Origin of the sequence: Massilia haematophila (genome assembly GCF_042647645.1) — a bacterium.
Taxonomy (GTDB): domain Bacteria; phylum Pseudomonadota; class Gammaproteobacteria; order Burkholderiales; family Burkholderiaceae_D; genus Telluria; species Telluria haematophila.
Genome location: NZ_JBHRVV010000001.1, coordinates 3,447,481 through 3,471,013, shown reverse-complemented (window position 1 = coordinate 3,471,013; position 23,533 = coordinate 3,447,481). Strand labels below are relative to the sequence as shown.

19 protein-coding genes are annotated in these 23,533 nt (G+C 68.5%); 13 read left to right on the top strand and 6 right to left on the bottom strand.

All coding sequences use genetic code 11. The annotated features are described in order from the left end of the window. Positions 1-293: 293 nt before the first annotated feature. Positions 294-2,705: a TonB-dependent receptor domain-containing protein gene (locus tag ACFOPH_RS15315; RefSeq protein WP_379736206.1), complete on the top strand. Its 2,412-nt coding sequence runs from the start codon at positions 294-296 to the stop codon at positions 2,703-2,705. A gap of 69 nt (positions 2,706-2,774) precedes the next feature. On the opposite strand, the gene ACFOPH_RS15310 is transcribed toward ACFOPH_RS15315, so the two are convergent. From ACFOPH_RS15310 to thiD, 4 genes are all read right to left on the bottom strand, one after another. Beyond that, the gene (locus tag ACFOPH_RS15310) at positions 2,775-3,299 is read right to left on the bottom strand and encodes a hypothetical protein (RefSeq protein WP_379736204.1); all 525 of its coding nucleotides are present in this window, start codon (positions 3,297-3,299) and stop codon (positions 2,775-2,777) included. A 7-nt stretch (positions 3,300-3,306) separates the two neighbouring features. Continuing rightward, the gene (locus tag ACFOPH_RS15305; RefSeq protein ID WP_312552814.1) at positions 3,307-4,119 is read right to left on the bottom strand and encodes a glycoside hydrolase family 19 protein; all 813 of its coding nucleotides are present in this window, start codon (positions 4,117-4,119) and stop codon (positions 3,307-3,309) included. An 81-nt stretch (positions 4,120-4,200) separates the two neighbouring features. Then, positions 4,201-5,499, bottom strand: coding sequence for a glutamate-1-semialdehyde 2,1-aminomutase (gene hemL / locus ACFOPH_RS15300; protein ID WP_379736202.1), 1,299 nt, complete (start codon positions 5,497-5,499; stop codon positions 4,201-4,203). A 13-nt stretch (positions 5,500-5,512) separates the two neighbouring features. Continuing rightward, positions 5,513-6,337, bottom strand: coding sequence for a bifunctional hydroxymethylpyrimidine kinase/phosphomethylpyrimidine kinase (thiD, locus tag ACFOPH_RS15295; protein ID WP_379736200.1), 825 nt, complete (start codon positions 6,335-6,337; stop codon positions 5,513-5,515). Between the two features lie 95 nt (positions 6,338-6,432). Between thiD and ACFOPH_RS15290 the strand changes: the two genes are divergently transcribed. The 6 genes from ACFOPH_RS15290 to ACFOPH_RS15265 all read left to right on the top strand — a co-directional run bounded on the left by ACFOPH_RS15290 (position 6,433) and on the right by ACFOPH_RS15265 (position 15,960). Then, a complete protein-coding gene (locus ACFOPH_RS15290) occupies positions 6,433-6,585 on the top strand; it encodes a rubredoxin (protein WP_091876441.1) in 153 nt (50 codons plus the stop codon). 221 nt (positions 6,586-6,806) lie between these two features. Next, positions 6,807-7,202: a response regulator gene (locus ACFOPH_RS15285; protein WP_312552819.1), complete on the top strand. Its 396-nt coding sequence runs from the start codon at positions 6,807-6,809 to the stop codon at positions 7,200-7,202. An 18-nt stretch (positions 7,203-7,220) separates the two neighbouring features. After that, the gene (locus ACFOPH_RS15280; protein WP_312552820.1) at positions 7,221-7,589 is read left to right on the top strand and encodes a response regulator transcription factor; all 369 of its coding nucleotides are present in this window, start codon (positions 7,221-7,223) and stop codon (positions 7,587-7,589) included. Next, positions 7,590-8,132: a chemotaxis protein CheW gene (locus ACFOPH_RS15275; RefSeq protein ID WP_379736197.1), complete on the top strand. Its 543-nt coding sequence runs from the start codon at positions 7,590-7,592 to the stop codon at positions 8,130-8,132. It abuts the gene before it with no gap. A 44-nt stretch (positions 8,133-8,176) separates the two neighbouring features. Then, on the top strand, positions 8,177-10,480 hold the full coding sequence (locus ACFOPH_RS15270) for a methyl-accepting chemotaxis protein (protein ID WP_312553597.1): 2,304 nt from the start codon (positions 8,177-8,179) through the stop codon (positions 10,478-10,480). A gap of 14 nt (positions 10,481-10,494) precedes the next feature. After that, a complete protein-coding gene (locus ACFOPH_RS15265; protein ID WP_379736195.1) occupies positions 10,495-15,960 on the top strand; it encodes a hybrid sensor histidine kinase/response regulator in 5,466 nt (1,821 codons plus the stop codon). A 115-nt stretch (positions 15,961-16,075) separates the two neighbouring features. On the opposite strand, the gene ACFOPH_RS15260 is transcribed toward ACFOPH_RS15265, so the two are convergent. Beyond that, positions 16,076-17,533: a cryptochrome/photolyase family protein gene (locus ACFOPH_RS15260; RefSeq protein ID WP_379737943.1), complete on the bottom strand. Its 1,458-nt coding sequence runs from the start codon at positions 17,531-17,533 to the stop codon at positions 16,076-16,078. A gap of 200 nt (positions 17,534-17,733) precedes the next feature. On the opposite strand from ACFOPH_RS15260, the gene ACFOPH_RS15255 reads away from it, so the two are divergent. Genes ACFOPH_RS15255 through ACFOPH_RS15230 form a run of 6 tightly spaced genes read left to right on the top strand, consistent with a single transcriptional unit; the run spans position 17,734 to position 22,336 of the window. After that, positions 17,734-18,387, top strand: a complete 654-nt coding sequence (locus tag ACFOPH_RS15255) for a YqgE/AlgH family protein (protein ID WP_379736193.1) — start codon at positions 17,734-17,736, stop codon at positions 18,385-18,387. A gap of 2 nt (positions 18,388-18,389) precedes the next feature. Further along, positions 18,390-18,782 carry a Holliday junction resolvase RuvX gene (gene ruvX / locus ACFOPH_RS15250; RefSeq protein WP_312551190.1) on the top strand — a complete coding sequence of 131 codons (393 nt, stop codon included), beginning with the start codon at positions 18,390-18,392 and terminating at the stop codon, positions 18,780-18,782. Beyond that, a complete protein-coding gene (gene pyrR, locus ACFOPH_RS15245; protein ID WP_312551192.1) occupies positions 18,769-19,299 on the top strand; it encodes a bifunctional pyr operon transcriptional regulator/uracil phosphoribosyltransferase PyrR in 531 nt (176 codons plus the stop codon). The genes ruvX and pyrR overlap by 14 nt, the downstream gene beginning before the upstream one ends. Then, positions 19,280-20,257: an aspartate carbamoyltransferase catalytic subunit gene (locus ACFOPH_RS15240; RefSeq protein WP_312551194.1), complete on the top strand. Its 978-nt coding sequence runs from the start codon at positions 19,280-19,282 to the stop codon at positions 20,255-20,257. The genes pyrR and ACFOPH_RS15240 overlap by 20 nt, the downstream gene beginning before the upstream one ends. 11 nt (positions 20,258-20,268) lie before the next feature. Then, complete coding sequence (locus ACFOPH_RS15235) at positions 20,269-21,549, top strand: dihydroorotase (protein ID WP_312551196.1); 1,281 nt, start codon at positions 20,269-20,271, stop codon at positions 21,547-21,549. Positions 21,550-21,589: 40 nt separating this feature from the next. Beyond that, positions 21,590-22,336, top strand: coding sequence for a lysophospholipid acyltransferase family protein (locus ACFOPH_RS15230; RefSeq protein WP_312551197.1), 747 nt, complete (start codon positions 21,590-21,592; stop codon positions 22,334-22,336). Positions 22,337-22,521: 185 nt separating this feature from the next. Here the strand turns inward: ACFOPH_RS15230 and ACFOPH_RS15225 are convergent, their stop codons facing one another. Further along, the gene (locus ACFOPH_RS15225) at positions 22,522-23,367 is read right to left on the bottom strand and encodes a symmetrical bis(5'-nucleosyl)-tetraphosphatase (RefSeq protein WP_312551199.1); all 846 of its coding nucleotides are present in this window, start codon (positions 23,365-23,367) and stop codon (positions 22,522-22,524) included. Between the last annotated feature and the right edge of the window lie 166 nt (positions 23,368-23,533).

Here is a 23,533-nt window from a genome sequence, read left to right as displayed (position 1 = left end):
GAGTCGACACCCATCTGCATGCCTTTTGTTTACGGTAATTGCAAAAGTGTAACTTATTGTCTCGGGCCTTTGGCGATTCTCCGGACTGTGCGGAAATGGCGCTTTTACGCTTCTTTACGCCTTAAAACGGCGCAAGGGTGGCGTGACGTTTTAAAATTGAAACTTTGCGCGTGCGTTATTGTTTTTGAGTAGACGTTGAATGAAACGTTTAGGCACGAACATGGCGCAGGCGATGCCTCTCAACGTCAACAACAGCAAAAATGGTCCAACGAAATCGTTTCACCCAAGGCGGCATGCAGCCTGGCGCTGCCGACGCATCGCCGCGCCGCCGCGCCGTCCATCTTGCCGTGCTGCTCGCCGTGTGCGAGCTGGGCGCGGCAAGTTCCGCCCTGGCGCAAAGCGCCGCCAACGTCCCCGCCGCCCAGCCCGCTCCCGCCACCACGGCGGCGAAGCCCACAGCGGCCGCCGCTGCGGCGCAACCCGCCCCTGCAAACGCACCGGCGGCGCCCGCAGCGGCACCCGCAGGTGCGGCCCAGCCGGACGCCGCCGGTGCCCAGATGGCGCCGGCCCCGATCCAGTCCGTCAACGTGGTCGGCGAGCGCACCACCAAGTTCATCGACCGCCAGGTCTACGACGTCAAGCAGGACGTGAACGCCTCGAACGGCAGCGCCGCCGATGCACTCGGCAACGTGCCCTCGGTGTCGGTCGATCCGGACGGCACCGTCTCGCTGCGCGGCAGCACCAACGTGCAGATCCTGGTCGACGGCAAGCCCTCGGCCATGCTGCAGGGCGAGAACCGCGGCGGCGCGCTGCAGGCCATGCCGTCCGAGGACATCGATTCGATCGAGGTCATCAACAATCCGGGCGCCGAATTCGGCAACGAGGGCGGCGGCGGCCCGATCCTGAACCTGGTCATGAAGCGCACCCGCCGCCCCGGCGGCTTCGGCGTGGCCAATGCCAACCTGGGCACGGCCGGGCGCTACAACTCGGCGCTGAACGGTTCCTACAACAGCGGCGCGTGGGGCTTCCAGGGCGGCATCCACGTCCGCCACGACGGGCGCGACTCGACCTACGAGAACGAGCGCGAGCGCATCGACCCGGTCACCGGCGACGTGCAGCGCAGCACCCAGTCCACGACCAGCACCGGCCTGAACGACAGCGTCGGCCTGCGCGGCCAGCTCAGCTACAACATCGGCGAGGACGATACGCTGGAAGCGAGCCTGATGTACATGCAGCGCGACAACGACCAGCAGGTGCAGGACCATTACAACGTGGCCGACGGCATGGGCGCGGTCACCAGCGATTACGTGCGCGCCAGCCGCAGGACGGGCGACAGCAGCAACGGCATGGTGGGCCTGCGCTGGGACCACAAGGGCGAGAAGCTGGGCGAGCTGTTCAAGATGGACCTGCGCCTGTCCGGCAGCGAAAACGACAGCGAGACCGACTCCACCAACACCTATACGGTCACGCCGCCTTTCGCGGCCGACAGCCGCAACCTGCAGGACGTCGACAACCGCACCCGGATCGTCGACTACACCGGCGACTACGAGCGTCCGCTCGACAGCGGCGCGATCGTGAAGCTCGGCTACAAGCTCTCCGATACGAAGAGCGAGTTCGACAACCGCTACTACGACTTCGACCTGGCCAGCGGCGCGCCGGGCGTGAACGACCGCCTGACCAATGCCTTCGAACTGGACCAGCGCGTCGCCGCCCTGTACGGCTCCTACCAGTGGAAGCTCAGCGAGCGCTGGGGCGCCCAGCTCGGCCTGCGCGGCGAATACACCGACATGAAGCTCGAGCAGGCCACCACCCGCGTCGAGGCGAGCAACGACTACCTGAACTGGGTGCCGAGCGCCTTCGCCACCTACAAGCTGGGCGACCGGACCAACCTGCGCCTGGCCTACGCGCACCGGATCCGCCGGCCGAGCGCGAGCGAACTCAATCCCTTCGTGGTCTATCGCGACGAATTCAACGAGTCGAGCGGCAATCCCTACCTGAAGCCGGTGAAGACCGATTCCTTCGAGGTCGGCTACGAAACCAAGGCCGGCGTGCTCGACGCCAACCTGCGCGCCTACTACCGCAACGAGCGCGACACCATCCGCAGCCGCCAGGTGCCGGTGAGCGACACCGTGATCCTGACCACGCTGGAGAACGGCGGCAGCAATCGCTCCGGCGGCCTGGGATTCACGCTCAGCGGCAAGATCACGCCGACGCTGTCGCTCAACACCAGCGGCAACGTCTTCGTGGTCGAGCAGCAGCAGATCGACCTGGCCGGTATCGAGAGCAAGCGCAGCGCCACCTCGGTGAACGTGCGCGGCCGCCTGAACTGGCAGGCGACGCCGCAGGACCAGCTGCAGCTGATGTTCAACGCCCAGGGCAAGACCCTGACCGGCTACGGCTACCGCGAGCCGAGCGCCACCGCCAACCTGAGCTATCGCCGCAACCTGAGCCCGAGCCTGACGTTCGTGGTGAACGCGAACGACATCTTCGATTCGCAGAAGATGGAGACCATCACCGATTCGCCGACCCTGCAGGAACGCGGCATCCGCCGCTTCGACGGCCGCTTCGTCTACGTCGGCCTGTCGTATCGCTTCGGCGGCGTGCAGTCGAGCCGCCGTCCAGACGGTCCGCCGGGCGAAGGCTGGCGCGGCGGTCCGCCGCCGGGCGGCATGCCGCCGGGTGGCTTCGGCGGGCCGGGCATGTAAACGATCGATACATGGCGTGAAATAAAATTTCACGTAACGACGGAGGGTGAAATTTTATTTCACCCTTTTTTATTTTATATATTGCCCCGGCGGCTCGCGGAAGCCGGCGCCGCCGTCCTCGCAGCGCAGGCGCCGCAGTAGCTTGCCACGCCGCTCGACGGTAACGCCGTCCTCGAACTCCGGCGTGGCGCCGTCCGGCGCCCGCGCCACGCGGCTGTAGACGGTATAGGTGTAGGCGCCGCGCTGGAAGGCGACCTTGGTGACGCCGCCGCCGATCAGCGGTTCGGTCTTCACGGTGAAGGCGGGGCGCGCGCGCTGGCCCGGCTGCGGATAGCGCAATTCCACCGCCGCCGGCTTGCCGAAGCGGTAACTCAATTCGTTGCCGGCGTCCGGCGAGCGGCACAGGGAGGCGATCTTGCCCTCCACGCTGCAGGCGAACACGACGGGCTCGTGCGCCAGGCACAGCGATGCGCCCGCGGGTTCGCCCGCAGGCTCACCCGCAGGGTCGGCCGCCTGCGCGCCCGCTGCCTGCGCCCAGGCAGGCGTCAGCGCAGGCGTCAGGACAAGCGCCAGTGCACCGCAGGCCAGCGCCACGATTCCTTCAGATACCCAATGCTGTCTTGATCCTCGCAAGGCGCGCTCCACGATCTTCCAGTCCGTTCAGGCCGCCGTTGACGGCGCGGGTCACGCCCTCGAGGTCGTCGGCATCGGCAAGCGCATTTACTTTACGCGCATCCCAGTACCAGAAAGCCGATTCGATGGCGTATTTGAGCTCGCTCAGAAGCAAATCCGGGTCGGCGACAAAATCGCGTGGGTCGCCCGCATCGCGCGCGTTGTGCGCGGCGGTAAACGCGAGGTAGTTGTCCTTGCCGGTGAGCTGGACCAGGCCGCGGCCCCGGTAGCGGTAGCCGTCGCCGGATTCCTCGCTGCCGTTGCCCAGGCGGTCGGCGTAGACGTAGCCGAGCAGGCGCTCGGCGTTGCCGGCATACAGGTCCTGCTCGGTCCAGAGCTTGGGGCGCAGGCGTGCCGGCCTGCCGTCGTCGCCCAGGCGGCAGTCGTCGGTGTTGCGGTCGTACTGGGCGCGGCCGCCCTTGCAGCCGAAGATCTCGCGCATGCGCGTGGCCGAATACCGGCCGTTCTCCTCGGTCGCGCGAAAACTGCTCTCGTGCCCGATCTGGGCCAGGAAGTGGGCCAGGCGCAGCGCCGTGTCGACGCCGTAGCGGCGCGCGCTGGCATTCAGGCCATCGACGATGGCGGCGTAATAATCCTCGGGATTGGTCACTTCGGCCACGCGCAGCAGCGCGACGGTCACGGTGACGGGCGCGCCGCCGCGTTGGGGCTGCGGCTGCGGCTGCTGTGAACGCGGCAGGCGGGAGCGGGCCGTGCCGGGAGGGGATCGTCGAAGGCGCGCCATGATCGAGTCCAGGTGATGGACCCATGATGGGATAACGCGCCGACGGGTGCGGCGCGCACGGCGCGCCGGATTTGCGCTCGCTTAAACGAGGCGCGCGAACACTTTGCGCGCGGCTGCAACCGTTTCTTCGATGACAGCGTCGTCGTGCGCTGCGGACACGAAACCGGCTTCGAACATCGCCGGCGCGAAATACACCCCTTCTTCGAGCATGCCGTGGAAGAAGGCATTGAAGCGCGTCTTGTCGCCCGCCATCATCTGGCCGTAGGAGGCCGGGATGGTGTCGCTGAAGTACATGCCGAACATGCCGCCGACCGAATCGCCGCAGAAGGCGATGCCGGCTTCCTTCGCCGCTTCCGTCAGGCCTTGGACCAGCTTCTGGCCGGTGGCGGTCAACTTGTCGTAGAAGCCCGGCTCCTGCACCAGTTTCAGGGTGGTCATGCCGGCGGCCACTGCCACCGGGTTGCCCGACAGCGTGCCGGCCTGGTAGACCGGGCCGATCGGCGCCATCTTCTGCATCAGGTCACGCTTGCCGCCGAACGCCGCGACCGGCAGGCCGCCGCCGATGACCTTGCCCAGCGCGGTGAGGTCCGGCTCGATGCCGTACATCTCCTGGGCGCCGCCGAGGCCGACGCGGAAGCCGCACATCACTTCGTCGAAGATCAGGACGGCGCCGTGTTCGGTGCACAGTTCGCGCATGCGCTGCAGGAATTCCGGCGTGGCGCGGATCAGGTTCATGTTGCCGGCCACCGGCTCCACGATCACGCAGGCGATGGTGTCGCCCATCGACTTGAAGGCGTCTTCCAGCTGGGCGATGTTGTTGTAGTCGAGCACCAGGGTGTGCTTCACGAAGTCTTCCGGCACGCCGGCCGAGGTCGGGTTGCCGAAGGTCAGCAGGCCCGAGCCGGCCTTCACCAGCAGCGAGTCGGCGTGGCCGTGGTAGCAGCCTTCGAACTTGACGATCTTGTCGCGGCCGGTCGCGCCGCGCGCCAGGCGCAGCGCGCTCATGGTCGCTTCCGTGCCGGACGACACCAGGCGCACCTGCTCGATCGAGGGCACCAGCTTGCAGATTTCCTCGGCGATCTCGATCTCGCCCTCGGTCGGGGCGCCGAAGGACAGGCCATTGGCGGCGGCATCCTGCACCGCCTTGATGACTTGCGGATGCGCGTGGCCGACGATGGCCGGGCCCCAGGAGCCGATGTAGTCGATGTAGCGCTTGCCGTCGGCGTCCCAGAAGTACGGGCCTTCGGCGCGGGTGATGAAGCGCGGGGTGCCGCCGACCGAGCGGAAGGCGCGCACCGGCGAATTCACGCCGCCGGGGGTGCTGTTCTGGGCGCGCTCGAAGAGGATGTCGTTCTTGGAAGTTGGTTGTTCAGTGGTCATCTTGGAAGCCTTTTTATTGTCGGCCCTTGCTGGGCAGGGCGCGGTAGAAGCGGTTGGGGACGAACTTGCCCATGCCGAAACGCTGGGCATGGCGCAGTGCGCCATAGGTGTATTCCTGGGCCGCCGGCAGGGCGTCGGTCACGTCCATGCCCTGGGCCATCAGCGCGGCCAGCGCGCCGGACAGGGTGGTGCCGGCGCCGACGAAGGGGCCGGGCAGGTGCTGCCAGTCGATCGTGACGACGGCGCCGTCGCGGTCGAACAGGGTGTTGGCGCGGTTGTTGGCGCTGCCCTGGGTGCAGGTCACCAGCACGTACTGGCAGCCGCGCGCGGTCAGTTCCGCGACATCGGCTTCCAGGCTGCTCTCGACGCCCGGCTCGCGCCAGGTCTCGGCCATGCGGCCCAGTTCCGACTGCGAGAGCATCAGCACGGTGGCCTGGGGCGCGAGGATCTGGCGGATCGCCAGCACGGTGTCCTCGTCGGACATGCCGGCGTCGGGCAGGGACGAGAGGAAGGGATCGACGATCAGCGGCACCTCGGCATAGTCGGAGACGATCTCGGCGATCGCCGCGGCCTGCTCGATGCTGGCAATCGCCCCGATCTTGACGGCGGCGACCGGCATGTCCTCGAGCACGACACGGGCCTGGTCGGCCATCCAGCCGACGTCGATTTCGTGCAGGTCTTCGACGCGTGCGCTGTCGGCCACCAGCAGGGCGGTGGTGACGGTGAGGGCGTGGCACCCGTGGACGGCGAAGGTGGCGAGGTCTGCCTGCACACCCAGCGCGCCGACAGGATCGGAAACGCCGAAAGTGAGAATCAGCGGAGACGGTTGGTTTTGCACGGCGGGTAGATTAAGATACCTGATTCCCCATTTTACTAGATAGAAGGAACGACACCGTGAGTAACGAAACGACGGCGACCGCGTACCAGACCTGGATGTGCCTGATTTGCGGCTGGGTCTACGACGAAGAAGCCGGGGCGCCGGAAGACGGCATCGCGCCGGGCACGCGCTGGGCCGACGTGCCGATGAACTGGACCTGCCCGGAATGCGGCGCGCGCAAAGACGATTTCGAGATGACCGCGATCTGATTCGTTGTCGGTTCCGTAGAGTGGGCGGGTTTCCCGCCCACCCTACGCTTGCAGTTCAATCAACCAAGTTATCAATTCCACTCCACCCGATAACTGAATTTCTAGCCCTTCCGACAAGCCTTTTTCCCCTGTATTTGCGAATAGTTGACTTTGAGCAACACATCGCGCACAAGCCGACAGCCCTATGCTATCGTTGCGTTCCATGCTGAAGTGAAACGAACATGACGACATCGCAGCAAGCCTCCGGCCCCACCATCATGGTGATCGACGACAGCAACACGATCCGTCGCTCCGCCGAAATCTTCCTGACCCAGGCCGGCTACCAGGTGGTGCTGGCCGAGGACGGTTTCGACGCGCTCGCCAAGATCAACGACCATCATCCGGCGCTGGTGTTCTGCGATATCCTCATGCCGCGCCTGGACGGCTACCAGACCTGCGCGCTGATCAAGAAGAGCGCGCGTTTCCACGCCACGCCGGTGGTCATGCTGTCGTCGAAAGACGGCCTGTTCGACCGTGCGCGCGGCGCGATGGTCGGATCGAGCGCCTATCTCACCAAGCCTTTTTCCAAAGACACCCTGCTCGCGGCCGTCCGCGAGCACACGGCTGCACAAGCCTGATCCAAGTACGGAGCCCCCGTGGCCATTCAAAAAATCCTGATCGTCGACGATTCCCCGACCGAACGCTACTACCTGACCGACATCCTGGTGAAGAACGGGTTCTCCGTTTCCACCGCCGACAACGGCGAGGAAGCGCTGCTGAAGATGCGCGCCGACCGCCCCGAATTGATCCTGATGGACGTGGTCATGCCCGGCGCGAACGGCTTCCAGGTCACGCGTTCGATTGCCCGCGATCCGGAGCTGTCCTCGGTGCCGGTCATCATCTGCAGCAGCAAGAACCAGGAAACCGACCGCATCTGGGGCATGCGCCAGGGCGCCAAGGATTATTTCGTGAAGCCGGTCGACCCGCAGCAACTGCTGGCGAAGATCGCCGCCCTCGGGGCGTAGATGGGCGCCAGTTCCGACCTCGAGGCGCTGGCGCCGGCCTCCTCGCGCCGCACCCGCCTGCGCGACTACCAGGCGCAGCTGCTGGCGCGCATGCAGGCGGCCCAGGAGGGCGCGGCCCAGGCCGTGCACCAGCTGGGCGTCTCGATCGGCGCCGAACGCTACCTGCTGGCGCTGGCCGAGGCCGGCGAGATCGTGCCGCCGCAGCCGCTGGCGCGCGTGCCGCTGACCCAGCCCTGGTACCTGGGCCTGGCCAATGTGCGCGGCAGCCTGCTCGGCGTGGTCGACCTGGCGCGCTACTTCAGCGCAGGCGGCCAGGGCAGCGCCGCCGGTCCCGATGCGCGCTTGCTGTCGCTGGCGCCGCGCCTGGGCCTGCACTGCGCGCTGCTGGTGACCCAGGTCCACGGCCTGCGCCGCCCCGAGGCGATGACGCCGGAACAGGGCAACCCGGCGCGCCTGCTGGACGCCGAAGGCAATGCATGGACGCCGCTGTCGCTCGCGGCACTGGTGCGGGAACAGCGCTTCCTGCACGTCGGACTGTCATAGGTTCGCATCACAATAATAATCAACCCGCAGGACCAGGAGCCGCAATGGGAATCATGTCGTTGAATTTTCTGTCGAAGGGTAGGAGCGCAGACGAAACCGTGCTGGCCTCGCCCGATACCGAATTCGGGCCCGAACTCGCGCTGGCGTCGCCGCCCGGTTCCGCCGGGACGCTGGCGCCGGGCCACGGCTCGGCCGGCGAAGCGATGCTGCGCCTGGGGCACGCGATCCGCGGCCGCGCTCCCGCCGCCGACGAAGACGACGAAGACAGCAGCCTGCGCCTGCCCCTGATCGGCCACCTGTCGCTGCCGCGCCAGCTGCGCATCCTGCTGGTCGCCTTCGGCGCCGGCATCCTGCTGACCATCCTGGCGATGTGGCAGAACGCCGCCGTCAACGCCCGCGTCGCGGCCCAGGTCCAGGTCGCGAGCGACCTGCTGATGCACTCGCAGCGGGTCGGCAAGGCGGCGCCGAATGCGCTGGCCGGCAATCCCGCTTCCTTCGACCAGCTGGCCGAGAGCCGGCTCGAGGTGAACCGCGACCTGCGCCTGCTGACCCAGGGCGGCAACGTCGGCAGCGTCGACGTGCCGGGAGCCAGCGGACGCCAGAGCGCGCTGCTGGCGCGGGTGCGCGCCACCTGGACCGCGTCCGAGCTGGGCGCGGCCAACATCCTGCAGATGAAGCCGGCCCTGATCGGTTTCGACAAGAGCGTGCGCCAGCTCGACGCGCTGGCCTCCGAGATGCTGGTCCTGACCGAAGACCTGATGGCCCAGAACGTCGAGCGCGGCGCCAGCGCGCGCGAACTGGCCGCGATCGGCCGCATGATGATGCTGACCCAGCGCCTGGCGCGCGGCGCCAGCAGCTTCTTCGCGATCGGCGTGCCACGCGACGACGCGGCGGTGCGCATCGGCGCCGACAGCGCCGCCTTCGAGCACGCGCTCGAGACCCTGCTGGCAGGCGGCGCCGCCCAGCGCAACGACGACCTGCGCGACAAGCTGCGCCAGGTGCAGGTGCGCTTCGACGCCTTCCGCAAGGACTTCGCGCCCTTCCTCGACAACCCGACCGCCTACTCGAAGGCGCGCGCCGCCGCGCGCACCATCCACCGCGACAACGAGGAGATGAAGAAGCAGGTCGCCGCGCTGCAGGGCGGCTACCGCGAGCAGCAATCCTCGTCGAACGTCTGGTTCTGGCTGCTGGTGGCGGCCTCGATCTTCACGCTGGCCACGGCCGGCTCGATCAGCCGCGTCATGCTGCAGGACTCGCGCAACCGCACCCGCGGCGCCGAGACGCGCCGCCGCGAAGCCGAGGCGATGCGCCAGCTGGCCCAGGCCAAGGAAGAGGAAGCAAAGGCGACCAACGACCAGAACCAGGCGGCGATCCTGCGCCTGATGAACGAACTGCAGGACGTGGCGAACGGCGACCTGACCGTGCACGCCACCGTCTCCGAGGACATCACCGGCGCGATCGCCGATTCCGTCAACTTCACCGTCGAGGAACTGCGCGGCCTGGTGCTGCGCGTGACCGGCACCGCCGAGCAGGTGACCCAGGCCTCGAACGAGGCGCAGCAGATCTCGACCGAACTCCTGGGCGCGACCGAGCAGCAGTCGCGCGAGATCGAGGAAGCCTCGTCGACCGTCCTGCGCATGGCCGGCGAGATCACCGACGTGTCGAAGTCGGCCAACGAATCGGCCGAGGTGGCGCGCCAGTCGGTGGCCGCGGCGGAGCAGGGCGCGAACGCGGTGCAGGACGCGATCTCGGGCATGCACGAGATCCGCGAGCAGATCCAGGAAACCTCGAAGCGCATCAAGCGCCTGGGCGAATCCTCGCAGGAGATCGGCGAAATCACCGAGCTGATTTCGGACATCACGGAGCAGACCAACGTGCTGGCGCTGAACGCGGCGATCCAGGCCGCGTCGGCCGGCGAGGCGGGACGCGGCTTCTCGGTCGTGGCCGAGGAAGTCCAGCGCCTGGCGGAACGCTCGGCCGAGGCGGCCAAGCAGATCGGCGCCCTGGTGCGCACCATCCAGACCGATACCCACGACGCCGTCGCGGCAATGGAAAAATCGACCCAGGGCGTGGTCGAAGGCGCGCGCCTGTCCGACGCGGCCGGCGCCGCGCTGGCCGACATCTCGCGCGTGTCGAACCGCCTGGCCGAACTGATCCAGGGCATCTCGTTCGCGGCCGGCTTGCAGGCGACGTCCGCCAACGGCGTGGCGCACAATATGCAGCACATCCTGTCGGTGACCGAGCACACCCAGGCAGGCACGCGCCAGACCGCGCACTCGATCCACCAGCTCGCCGCGCTGGCCCAGGAACTGAAAAACTCGGTGTCGCGCTTCCGCGTCGCCCAATGAGCCATCCATCGACCATGACTTCATCCCCGTCCGCGAGCAGCTTCGATACCGGCCCCCTGTCCTGGGTGATCGGCGAGATCCGCGACGCGCTCGAGCGTTCCGGCAGCGCGCTGCTGGACGCCGCCGTGCGCTCGCCCGAGGCGCAGGCGACGTTGCTGCTGCATGCGAAGACCCACCTGCACCAGGCCCACGGCGCGCTGCAGATGGTGGACGTGGATGGGGTGGGGCTGCTGACCGCCGCCGCCGAGCGCGCGCTCGACGGCTTCAAGGAACGCGCCATCGCCTGCACGCCCGACAGCGTGCAGGTGGTGCGCGAGGCCTACGGCGCGATCGGCGAATACCTGGAAGAGCTGGTGGCCGGCACCGCGCCGCAGCCGGCACGGCTGTTTCCCTACTACCGCGCCTTGCAGGAACTGCTGGGTGCCGAGCGCGTCCACCCCTCGGACCTGCTGGCGGTCGACACGGCGGTCACGCTCGAGCTGCCGCCTGCCGACGGCGCCGCGCCCGACCACGCCGCCTGCCGCGCCCGATTCGAAAAGGCGTTGCTGCCTTACCTGAAAAGCGCCGATGGCGAGGCCCAGCGCACCCATGCGCAGGCACTGGGCGAGGCGCTCGCGCCGCTGGCCGAGGCCGGCGATGCGCGTGCGCGCACCTTCTGGAGCGCGCTGCGCAGCGTTGCGCAGCTGGTGGCGACCGGCCGCCTGGCCGGCGACCTGTACGTGAAGCAGCTGTTCGGCCAGGTCAACCTGCAATTGCGCCGCCTGGCGCAGGGCCAGTCCGGCCTGCTCGATGCGCTGCTGCGCGACGCGTTGTTCTTCATTGCCGCCGCTCCCGAGCTGGACGGCGAAGCCGCCGCGCTGCGGCGCGTCTTCCGCCTGGATGGCGCGGTGCCGCCCGATTACGCCGAGCGCCGCTACGGCAAGGTCGACCCGAATGCCCTGAAGCAGGCGAAGGAAGCGCTGGCCCGTTCCAAGTCGGACTGGGATCAATTGGCGGTGCAGGCCGACGACACGCGCGAGGCCGACTTCAACCAGGCCCTGGCCACGCTGGCCAAAGCCAGCGAGAGCCTGGGTGCGCCGGGCCTGGCGCAGCTGCTGCGCGAACTTGGCCAGGCGGCGAGCGACTCGATTGCCTCCGGCCGCAACGACCAGTTCGGGCTGGAGATGGCGGCGGCGATGCTGTTCGTCGAGCACAGCCTGGACCAGGTGCGCCAATTGCCCCAGGATTTCGACCAGCATGCCGAAGTGGTCGGCCAGCGCCTGCTGGCCCTGGCCGCCGGCGAAACGCCGCCGGACGCGCCGCAGTGGCAAAGCGAACTGGCCAGCCGCATCCAGCAGGGCCAGACCGTGGCCGTGCTGGCCGGCGAGATCAAGAGCGGGCTGCGCCAGGTCGAGAAGCTGCTCGACGAGTACTACGATTCGCCTTTCGACAAGCGCGGCGTGCTCGACCAGGCCGCGCCGCTGCTGCACCAGATCGAGGGCGCGCTGCGCATCCTCGACCAGGACCAGGCCGCGCGCGCCGCCGTCCACGTGCGCGACGCCGTGCGCGCGCTGGCGCAGGGCGACGGCGACCTCGACGCCCAGGCCGCGCCCCTGCACAACATCGCCCGCAACATCGGCGCGCTCGGCTTCTTCACCGACATGCTGGCCCAGAACAGCGCCAGCGCGCAGAGCCGCTTTGCCTTCGACGAGGAAGCCGGCCTGCTGCGCGAGCTGACGATCGCCGAGGCCGCCGAACAGCAGGCGCAGGCCATCGCGGCCGCGCCGGCGCCGGCGTTGGAACCGGAATCGGCGCATGAGCAAGAGCATGCGCAGGAAGCGCCGGGCATCGACGCCGAGCTGCTGGAGATCTTCGTGGCCGAGGCCGAGGAAGTGCTGGGCACGGTGGCGGCCACGCTGCCGGAACTGCGGCGCGATCCGGGTGCGCAGGAGGCGCTGACCATCGTGCGCCGCGCCTTCCACACGCTCAAGGGCAGCGCGCGCATGGTCAGCCTGGACGACTTCGCCGCCGCCGCCGCCGCGCTGGAGCGGGTAATGAACGTCTGGCTGGCCGACGGCCGCGCCGCGACGCCGGACCTGCTGGCGCTGGCCGAACACGCCCATGCCGAACTCGCGCCCTGGGTGGCGGAGCTGGCCGGGGCCGGGCAGTCGCCGCGCAGCGGCGCCGGCCTGGTCGCGGCCGCCGAGCGCGTGCAGGCGGGCGGGCCGTTCGTGCCCGATGGGCAGGATGAGGCGCAGGAAGCGTCATTCGAAGCGCCGCCCGACATGCAGCCGGAGCCCGCGGCCGAGCCCGAGCCCGAGCCCGAGCATGCGAACGCCCATTCCAACGTCTTTGCATTGCCGACCGCGACCCGTCCGGCGCCGGTGCAGGACGACAACCTGCGCCGCGTCGGCACGCTGGACATTCCCCTCGCGCTGTACAACATCTACGTCGCCGAGACCGACGAGCTGCTGCGCACGCTCGAGCGCGACTTCGGCGAGTGGCGCCACGAGCCGGGCCGCCCGGTCACGGCGGATGCGCTGAAGGCGGTGCACACGCTGGCCGGTACCTCGGCCACGGTCGGCTTCGAGGCCTTGCGCGACCTGGCGCAGGCGCTGGAAGCGACGCTGGAATCCCTGGACGCGCCGGCGCCGGTGCTGGGGGGCGCCCAGCACGACCTGTTCGACGCCGCCCTCGCCCAGGTGCGCCAGATGCTGCAGGCCTTTGGGCGCGGCGAGCTGGCGCCGGCCCAGCCCGGACTGATCGCGCAACTGGACGCCTTGCGCGAGGAATTCGACGCGCAGCGGGCCAACGAGATCTACGGCGACGTGCCGGCGGACCTGGCGCGGCGCCTGGACTCGCTGTTCGCCCAGGCCTACGACAGCCTGCTGGCCGAGCCGCCGCAGTTCGCGCCGTCGGCCGCGGCGCAGCCGGCACGCGCGCCGGCCGCCGCGAGCGACGACATCGACGCGCTGTTCGGCCTCGATGTCGACGACCTGTTCGATGCGCCGTCCCTGCAGCCCGCCGCGCCGGCCCCGGATGCCGTCTCGGAAGACGAGGCGCTGGCCGCGGCCGAAGCCGATTTCGGCGTCGATCCGGTCGAGGCGCCGCCAACGGAAGCCATCGAGCTGCCGATCGGCCTGGACATCGCAGTCCCGGAAACAGCAGCGGAACCGGAGCCGGAACCGGAGCCGGAAGCGGAGACCGTGGCGCAGTTCGCGGCCACAGCGCTGCCGATCACGTCGCCGGCCCTGGCCGCCGAGCCGGTGCTGCACGACGAACTCGATCCCGACCTGTTGCCGGTCTTCCTGGAAGAGGCGGCGGACCTGCTGCCGCAGATCGGCAACGGCCTGCGCCAGTGGCAGCAGGATCCGCACGACACCGCGCCGGCCCAGGGCCTGCTGCGTACCCTGCACACCGTCAAGGGCAGCGCGCGCATGGCCGGCGCGATGCGCATCGGCCAGCACACGCACGAGCTGGAAACGCAGGTCGAGAACATGGTGCACGCCGGGACGACGGCGCCGGCCGCCTTCGACGAACTGATGGCGAGCTACGACCAGGCGCTGGCGCTGTTCGAGCAGCTGGTCAAGCCGGCCCAGGCCGATGCGGACCCGGACGCATCGGTCGCCGTGGAGGCGCCAGGCGCCGCCCCGGCTCCCTCTGACCCGCCGCCCGAGGCCCGTACGCCGCTGGTGCGGGTGCGCGCCGATATCCTCGACCGCCTGGTGACCCAGGCCGGCGAGGTGTCGATCGCGCGCTCGCGCCTGGAAAACCAGGTGGGCACGCTGAAGGGCGCACTGACCGACTTCTCGGACAACCTGGCGCGCCTGCGCCGCCAGCTGCGCGAAGTCGAGATGCAGGCCGAATCGCAGATCGCCTCGCGCCTGTCGATCGCCGGCGAGCGGGAATTCGACCCGCTCGAGTTCGACCGCTTCACGCGCCTGCAGGAACTGACGCGCATGATGGCCGAAAGCGTGAACGACGTCGCTTCCTTCCAGGAGTCGCTGGCGCGCACGGTGGAAGGCGCCGGCGAGGAGCTGGCCGCGCAGTCGCGCATGACGCGCGACCTGCAGCGCGACCTGATGCGGGTGCGCATGGTGCCCTTCGCCAGCCTGTCCGAGCGCCTGTTCCGCGTGGCGCGCCAGACCGCAAAGGAGACCGACAAGCGCGTCAACCTCGACATCCGCGGCGGGGGCGTCGAGATCGACCGCAGCGTGCTGGAGCAGATGGCCGCGCCCTTCGAACACCTGCTGAGGAACGCCATCGTGCACGGCATCGAGCCGCGCGCGCAGCGTGCAGCCGCGGGCAAGAGCGAGACGGGCGAGGTGCTGGTCCAGGTTAGCCAGCAGGGCAACGAGGTCGTGCTGCAGTTTTCCGACGACGGCGCCGGACTCGACCTGGAGCGCATCCGCGCCAAGGCGCGTGCGCAGGGACTGGCCACGGCCGACGCCGAACTGTCGGACCAGGACGCGTCCGAGCTGATCTTCGCGCCGGGCTTCTCGACCGCCGACAGCCTGACCGAACTGGCCGGCCGCGGCGTCGGCATGGACGTGGTGCGCTCGGAGGCCCAGGCGCTCGGCGGGCGCGTCGTCATCGATTCGAACCCGGGGCAGGGCACGCGCTTCACCATCCGTCTGCCGCTGACGCTGGCCGTCACCCAGGTGGTGCTGGTCGCCAGCGCCGGCCGGACCTACGCGCTGCCCTCGACCCTGGTCGAGCAGGTGCAGCCGGTGCGCGAGCCCGACCTTGCCGCGGCGGCCCAGGCCGGCGTGCTGGAAGTGCAGGGGCAGGTGCTGCCCTTCCACTACCTGCCGGCGCTGCTGGGCGAAGCCGCGGCTTTCGAGCCGGGCCTGCGCTCGCGCCCGGTAATGCTGCTGCACAGCGCCGGCGAGCGCATCGCGTTGCAGGTCGACGAGGTGCTGGGCAACCGCGAGGTGGTCATCAAGAACCTGGGGCCGCAACTGGCGCGCGTGCCGGGCATCGCCGGCGCCACGGTGCTGGGCTCGGGCGACATCGTGTTGATCCTCAATCCGCTGGCCCTGGGCCGCAACGCCGGGACGGCCGCGCCGCTGGCCGAGGTCGCCAGCCACCCCGCGCCGGCGCACCGCCCGACCGTGATGGTGGTCGACGATTCGCTTACCGTGCGCCGCGTGACCCAGCGCATGCTCGAGCGCGAAGGCTACCGCGTCGCGCTGGCGAAGGACGGCGTCGATGCGCTGGAACAGCTGCCGGAAGTGCGGCCGGACCTGATGCTGGTCGATATCGAGATGCCGCGCATGGACGGCTTCGACCTCGTGCGCCACGTCCGCAACGACGCCGCGACGCAGGCACTGCCGGTCATCATGATCACCTCGCGCACGGCGGACAAGCACCGCAACTACGCGCTGGGGCTGGGCGTGAATGCCTATTTCGGCAAGCCCTATCAAGAGGATGTGCTGCTGGCGGCGATTTCGGGGCTGCTGGATGGAGAAATGCCGGCGGCGGACAACGCGGGCGACTGATCCGGCGTTTCGATGTGCAGGCGCTGTAACGGTGGGCACGGGGCGCCCACCCTACAGCCCTCATTCATGAATCACGTAGGGTGGGCGCCCCCGTGCCCACCGTTTCGAACGTCGATCAATCGCCGGGCGGCGCGGACGCCTTGACCACCGCAAAGCGCGCCAGCGTCTTCTGCCGCGCTTCTTCATGCTTCACGACGGGTTCCGGGTAATCGCGTCCCAATATCACGCCACATTCCGCCAACTCCTCCGCCGGCACCGTCCACGGCGCGTGGATATCGCGCGCATCGAGCTTGCCCAGCTGCGGCAGGTACTGCCGGATGAATGTGCCTTTCGCATCGAACTTCTGCGACTGCGTCACCGGATTGAAAATCCGGAACCAGGGCTGGGCATCGCAGCCGGTGGAGGCCGCCCATTGCCAGCCGCCGACGTTCGAGGCCAGGTCGTAGTCGATGAGCTGGCGTGCGAAATAGCGCTCGCCGCGGCGCCAGTCGATGCCGAGGTCCTTCACGAGAAAGCTCGCCGTCACCATGCGCAGGCGGTTGTGCATGAAGCCGGTCCGGTTCAGCTGCAGCATCGCCGCGTCGACCAGCGGATAGCCGGTGCGGCCCTCGCACCAGGCGGCGAACAGTTCGTCAGCTTCCGGTCCCGCTTCCCAGTCGACGGCATCGAAGACCGGCTTGAAGGAGCGCTCGGCCACGTGCGGATGGTGGAACAGGATCATCGCGTAGAAATCGCGCCAGACGAGTTCCGACAGCCAGACCGGCGCGCCGCTGCCGCCCAGGCCGCTGGCCATTGCCTGCTGCAGCGTGCGCACCAGGTGGCGCACCGAGGTGGTGCCGAAGCGCAGGTGCACCGACAGCTGCGAGGTGCCGGTCTGCGCCGGAAAATCGCGCGCCGTGCCGTACTCGGCCAGGCGCGGCAGGAAGGCTTCGAACAGGTCGCCGGCGCCCGACATGCCTGCCGGGGCGGGCAGGGGACCATCGTCGAAGCCCAGCTCGGCCAGGGTGGGCATGGCTTCTGCTGCGGGCGCCGCGAACGCGGCCGCGTAGGGCTCGACCGGCCATGGCGCCACCGCCTCGGGTTGCGCCGCCAGGCGCTTGAGCCAGGCGTTTTTATAAGGCGTGAACACGCCGTAGGGCTGGCCGGCCAGGGTCAGTACCTCGCTCTTCTCGAACACCACCTGGTCCTTGTAGCTGAGGAGTGTCCGTCCGGCCGCCGCCAACGCCTCGGCCACGGCGGCATCGCGCGCGATCGCGTCCGGCTCGTAGTCGCGGTTGACGTAGACCGCATCCACCTCCAGCTCGGCCGCAAGCGCCGGGACCAGTTCGCGCGCGGCGCCGTGGCGCACGATCAGGCCGCCGCCAAGCCGGCGCAGTTCAATATCGAGCTCCAGCAGGCTGGCGTGGATGAAGCGCAGGCGCCGGTCGTCGCGCGGCAGGTCGGCCAGGATGGCGGTATCGAAGACGAAGGCGCAGTAGACCGCTTTCGATGCGCGCAAGGCGTGGTGCAGGGCGGCGTGGTCGAAAACGCGCAGGTCGCGGCGGAACCAGACGAGAGACTTGTTTATCGGCATCATTGTGTGTTCAGTCAACACGGCGCGCTATTTTACTGGCTACCATGCTTCGGTGCGCCTCCTGTCAAGCGTGCGGTTGCGCGCGCAACCGCGCTGCCGGATGGCCCGTTGTGCGTTTCAGTGTAAACTAACGAAAAGCCTAATGTTGTAGTCTGGATACTAGTGGTCAATCAGAGAGTGAGCCAAGAGAGAGTCAGCGTATGAAGAAGAGCAAAATCGGCAAAACTCTACCCATGGCCGGCCTGCCGCAGCAAGGCGAAATCCTTGGAAACATCGGTCCGGCGCCATCTGGGTTGAACTTAGCCAATCATTTCCTCATCGCCATGCCGTCCATGGAAGACCCGATCTTCGGCGGCGCGGTGGTCTACGTCTGCGAGCACAACGAAAAAGGCGTGCTCGGCGTGGTCATCAACAAGCCGACCGACATGACGATGGAGGTGCTGTTCGACCGCATCGACCTGAAACTGGCCGACGGCCTGCGTTCGGCCGTCGTGGACGAACCGATCATGTTCGGCGGCCCGGTCCAGGACGACCGCGGCTTCGTGCTGCACAGCCCGGGCGGACGCTATTCGTCGTCGCTCAACGTCACCGACGAAGTGGCCTTTACCACTTCGATCGACGTGCTCGAGGCGGTCGCCAGCGGCGCCGGTCCTGCGCGCATGCTGGTCTCCATCGGCTATGCCGGCTGGAGCCCGGGCCAGCTCGAGGAAGAAATCTCGCGCAACGGCTGGCTCACCGTGGGCGCCGACGCCCACGTGCTGTTCGACCTGCCGATCGAGGAGCGCTACAACGCTGCCATCAAACTGCTGGGCATCGACCCGATGATGCTCGCCACCGAGGCCGGCCATGCGTGACAATGGTTGACATCGTTTTCGGGTTCGACTTCGGCGTGAAGCGCATCGGCATCGCGATGGGCAACACGCTTACCGGGCAGGCGCAACCACTGACCATCATCGATGCCATCGACAACGCCACGCGCTTCAGGGTGATCGGCGAGCTGATCGACGAATGGCGCCCAACGCGCCTCGTCGTCGGCGAGCCGCGCCATCCCGACGGCGCCGAGCACGACATGACCCTGCGCTCGCGCCGCTTCGCCAACCAGCTCAATGGCCGCTTCAACCTGCCCGTCGAGCTGGTCGACGAACGTTATTCCTCCGCCGTCATCCCCTCCAAGCGCGGTGAACGCATCGACGCCAAGGCGGCCGCCATTATTTTGCAACAGTACTTTGACGATCATGCCAACAATTAATCACGACTTCGATGCGGAGGCGCTGTACCGCGCCCTGCTCGAACAGGTACGCACGGGCCTTGCCGGCGTGCCGGATGCCGCCATCGTCGGCATCCATTCGGGCGGCGCCTGGCTGGCCGAGCGCCTCGCCTCGGACCTCGACCTGAAAGCGCGCCTGGGCTTCATCGACGTCTCGTTCTACCGCGACGACTACGCGAAAAAGGGCCTGCACCCGGACGTGAAGCCGACCCACATCGGCTTCAACGTCGACGGCGCGACCATCGTGCTGGTCGACGACGTGCTGTTCACCGGACGCACCACGCGCGCCGCGATCAACGTCCTGTTCGACTACGGCCGTCCGGCCTGCATCAAGCTGGCCGCGCTGGCCGACCGCGGCGGACGCGAACTGCCGGTGGCGCCGGACTTCGTGGGCGTGCGCACCAGCCTGGCGCGCAACCAGTTGCTGTCGCTGGCACGCGATGCGGCCGGCCAACTCTCGCTTACCATCGAAGACGACAATGCCGATTCTGAACAATAACCCGCAACTGAACAAGAACGGCGAACTGCAGCACCTGCTGACCATCGAAGGCCTGCCGAAGTCGATCATCAACCACATCCTCGACACCGCGTCGAGCTTCGTCGGCATCTCCGACCGCGAAGTGAAGAAGGTGCCGCTGATGCGCGGCAAGAGCGTGTTCAACCTCTTCTTCGAAAACTCCACGCGCACCCGCACCACCTTCGAGATCGCCTCCAAGCGCCTGTCGGCCGACGTCATCAACCTGAACATCCAGGCCTCGTCGACCTCGAAGGGCGAGTCGCTGCTCGACACCATCGACAACCTGGCGGCCATGCACGCCGACATGTTCGTGGTGCGCCACGCGCAGTCGGGTGCGCCCTACCTGATCGCCCAGCACCTGGACAAGACCGGCCAGAAGGACATCCACGTCGTCAACGCCGGCGACGGGCGCCACGCGCACCCGACGCAAGGCCTGCTCGACATGTACACGATCCGGCACTACAAGCAGGACTTCAGCAACCTGCGCGTGGCCATCGTCGGCGACATCCTGCACAGCCGCGTGGCGCGTTCGGACATCCATGCGCTGACCACCCTCGGCGTGCCGGAAGTGCGCGCCATCGGCCCGCAGACCCTGCTGCCGGGCGGTCTGGATCACATGGGCGTGCGCGTCTTCAACAACATGGACGAGGGCCTGAAGGACGTCGACGTGATCATCATGCTGCGCCTGCAGAACGAGCGCATGTCGGGCGCGCTGCTGCCTTCGGCGCAGGAGTACTTCAAGAGCTACGGCCTGACGCCCGAGCGCCTGGCGCTGGCGAAGCCGGACGCGATCGTGATGCACCCGGGGCCGATGAACCGCGGCGTGGAAATCGACTCGGCGGTCGCCGACGGCAAGCAGGCAGTGATCCTGCCGCAGGTGACCTTCGGTATCGCGGTGCGCATGGCAGTGATGAGTATTTTGGCGGGAGGCCGGGTTTGAACTTCGCACGGATGAACTTACATATCAAGAACGGGCGCCTGATCGACCCGGCAAACGGCATCGATTCGGTCACCGACCTCTTCATCGCGGACGGCAAGGTCGCCGCCATCGGCAACGCGCCGGACGGCTTCACGGCCGACTCCACCATCGACGCCACAGGCCTCGTGGTCGCGCCGGGCCTGGTCGACCTGTCGGCGCGCCTGCGCGAGCCGGGCTACGAATACAAGGCCACGCTGGAGTCGGAAATGCAGGCGGCGATCCAGGGCGGCGTGACCACCCTGGTCTGCCCGCCGGACACCGACCCGGTGCTCGACGAGCCGGGCCTGGTCGAGATGCTCAAGCACCGCGCGCGCAACCTGAACCAGGCCAACGTGCACCCGCTGGGCGCGCTGACCATGGGCCTGAAAGGGCAGGCGCTGACCGAGATGGCCGAGCTGACCGAGGCCGGCTGCATCGGCTTTGCCCAGGCCGAGGTGCCGATCCTCGACACCAACGTGCTGCTGCGCGCGCTGCAGTACGCGAAGACCTTCGGCTACACGGTCTGGCTGCGCCCGCAGGACCCCCACATAGGCCGCGGCGGCGTGGCCCACAGCGGCCCGCTGGCGACGCGCCTGGGCCTGTCCGGCGTGCCGGTGATGGCCGAGACCATCGCCCTGCACACGATCTTCGAGCTGGTGCGCAGCACCGGCGCGCGCGTGCACCTGTGCCGCATGTCATCAAGCGCCGGCCTGGAGCTGGTGCGCGCCGCCAAGGCCGAAGGCCTGCCGGTCACCTGCGACGTCGGCGTGCACCACCTGCACATGACCGACGCCGACATCGGCTTCTTCGACTCGAACGCGCGCCTGACGCCGCCGCTGCGCACCCAGCGCGACCGCGACGCCATCCGCGCCGCGCTCCTGGACGGCACGATCGACGCGGTCTGCTCCGACCACACCCCGGTGGACGACGACGAAAAGCTGCTGCCTTTCGGCGAAGCTTCGCCCGGCGCGACCGGCCTGGAGCTGCTGCTCTCGCTCACCTTGAAATGGGCCGAGGAGCTGCACGGCGACACGGCACTGGTGCGCGCACTGGCGAAGATCACCTCGCAGGCGGCCCGCACCGCCGGCCTGGACGCCGGCCACCTGGCGCCCGGCGCCGCGGCCGACGTCGTCGTCTTCGATCCGGCGCAGCGCTGGCTGGTGGAAGGCGCGGCACTGGCCAGCCAGGGCAAGCACACGCCTTTCCTCGGCTACGAGCTGACCGGACAGGTGAAAGCGACCGTGGTCGGCGGCCGTGTCGCCTACCAGCGTTGATGTTCGCGGGGCGGCGTCCGGTGCGCGGCGTCGGTAATCCATGCTCCGCCTGCGGTTAGCCTGGCGCCTCGCGCGCGTCGTTTTCCACCTGCTGGCGGGCCTGGCCAGCTGCGCACTCGTCTTTCCCTGGGCGCGCAGCGGGCGGCGCGCCCAGCTCACGCAGCGCTGGTCGCGCCGCCTGCTGGCGATCTGCGGCGTGCGCGTCGAAGAGGCGCCCGGCAACGCGGCGCTCGAGCACGCGCTGTTCGTCTCGAACCACGTCTCCTGGCTGGACATCTTCGTCATCAACGCCTTGCATCCCTGCCGCTTCGTGGCCAAGGCCGAGATCCGGGCCTGGCCGGTGCTCGGCTGGCTGGTCGCGGCGGCCGGCACCGTCTTCATCGCGCGCGGCAACCGGCGCGAACTGCGCCACATCTTCAAGGGCATCGTGAACGTACTGGGGGAGGGCGAGCGCGTTGCCTTCTTCCCCGAGGGGACGGTGGCGCAGCAGGGCCAGGTGCTGCCTTTCCACGCCAACCTGTTCGAGGCGGCGATCGACGCCGGCGTCCAGGTGCAGCCCTGCGCACTGGCCTACCTCGACGAGGCCGGCAACTGGCATCCGAACGTCGACTACGTCGGCGAGATCACCTTTGTCGACAGCATCCTGACGATCCTGCGCGGCGGGCCGATCCGCGCGCGCCTGGCCTGCCTGGCGCCGCTCGACGCGAAGGGTGCGCACCGGCGCGAGCTGGCGCAGGCGGCGCATGACGCGGTGGCGTCGGCGCTCGAGGCACGCGTCGTGTCGTAGGGTGGGCACCTGTGCCCACGCGGTCTCACCGTCGGATGGACCGCGCCGCTTGAATTCGTCGCAGTCCCGTAGGGTGGGTACTCGTACCCACCGGTGCGACGCTCGGTAAACGAGCCCGGCATGTGTTTCGATACGCATGCGTGGTACCGCGTGGGTTCAAGAACCCACCCTACGAAAAGAAAATGCTACTTCTTCCCGGCGTGCGGCCGATACTCCGGACAATCCACCTGCAACAGCGTGCGGTCGTCGAGGCACACCGCGGTCAGCTTGCCGCCCCAGACGCAGCCGCTGTCCAGGCCCACCAGGTTCGGACGCAGCACCAGGCCCAGCGCCGACCAGTGGCCGAACACCACCGTCACGTCGTTGGTCCGGCGCCCCGGCAGGTCGAACCAGGGGAGCAGCCCCGAGCCTTCCGGCCCGCTCTCGCTTTCCTTGTGCGCGAAATCCATGCTGCCGTCGGGCAGGCACAGGCGCATGCGGGTGAGGGCGTTGACGATGCAGCGCAGGCGGTCGATGCCTTCCAGGCCGTCGTCCCAGCGGTCGGGCTGGTTGCCGTACATCCGGCCCAGGAAATCGATCCAGCCGTCGCCGCGCAGCACGGCCTCGACTTCGCCGGCCAGCGCCATGGTCTGGGCGGCGTCCCATTGCGGCGCGACGCCGGCGTGCACCAGCAGGTGGGCGTCGACGAACATCGCCAGCGGACGCATGCGTAGCCAGCCGATCAGTTCGTCGCGGTCGGGGGCGCCGAGGATCTCGTCGAGCGTGTCGGACCTGCTTGCCCGCTGGGCGCCGACGGCCACCGCCAGCAGGTGCAGGTCGTGGTTGCCGAGCAGGGCTTCGACGCGCCCGCCGCTCGCTTCCGATAGCGTTTTCATGCGGCGCAGCGCCATCAGCGACTCCGGACCACGGTTGATCAGGTCGCCGACAAACAGGATGCGGGCGTCGCCCGCGGCATCCTCGGCGATCTTGTCGAGCAGGGCCTGGGCCTCGTGGGCGCAACCCTGCAGGTCGCCTATGACATAGGTTCTCATCGTCAGCTCTTTCCTGGGCGCGGCCGCGCGCCGCGGCCCTTGTTCTTGTTCGATAATGCCTGCAACGACGCGGCGGCGGCGCTATCCTCGCCCTTGCAGTGCTGGCATACTAAATGATTTCGGTGGCGGGCGTGTCGATGGGCCCCCCTTGCCCGCACGCCGCATG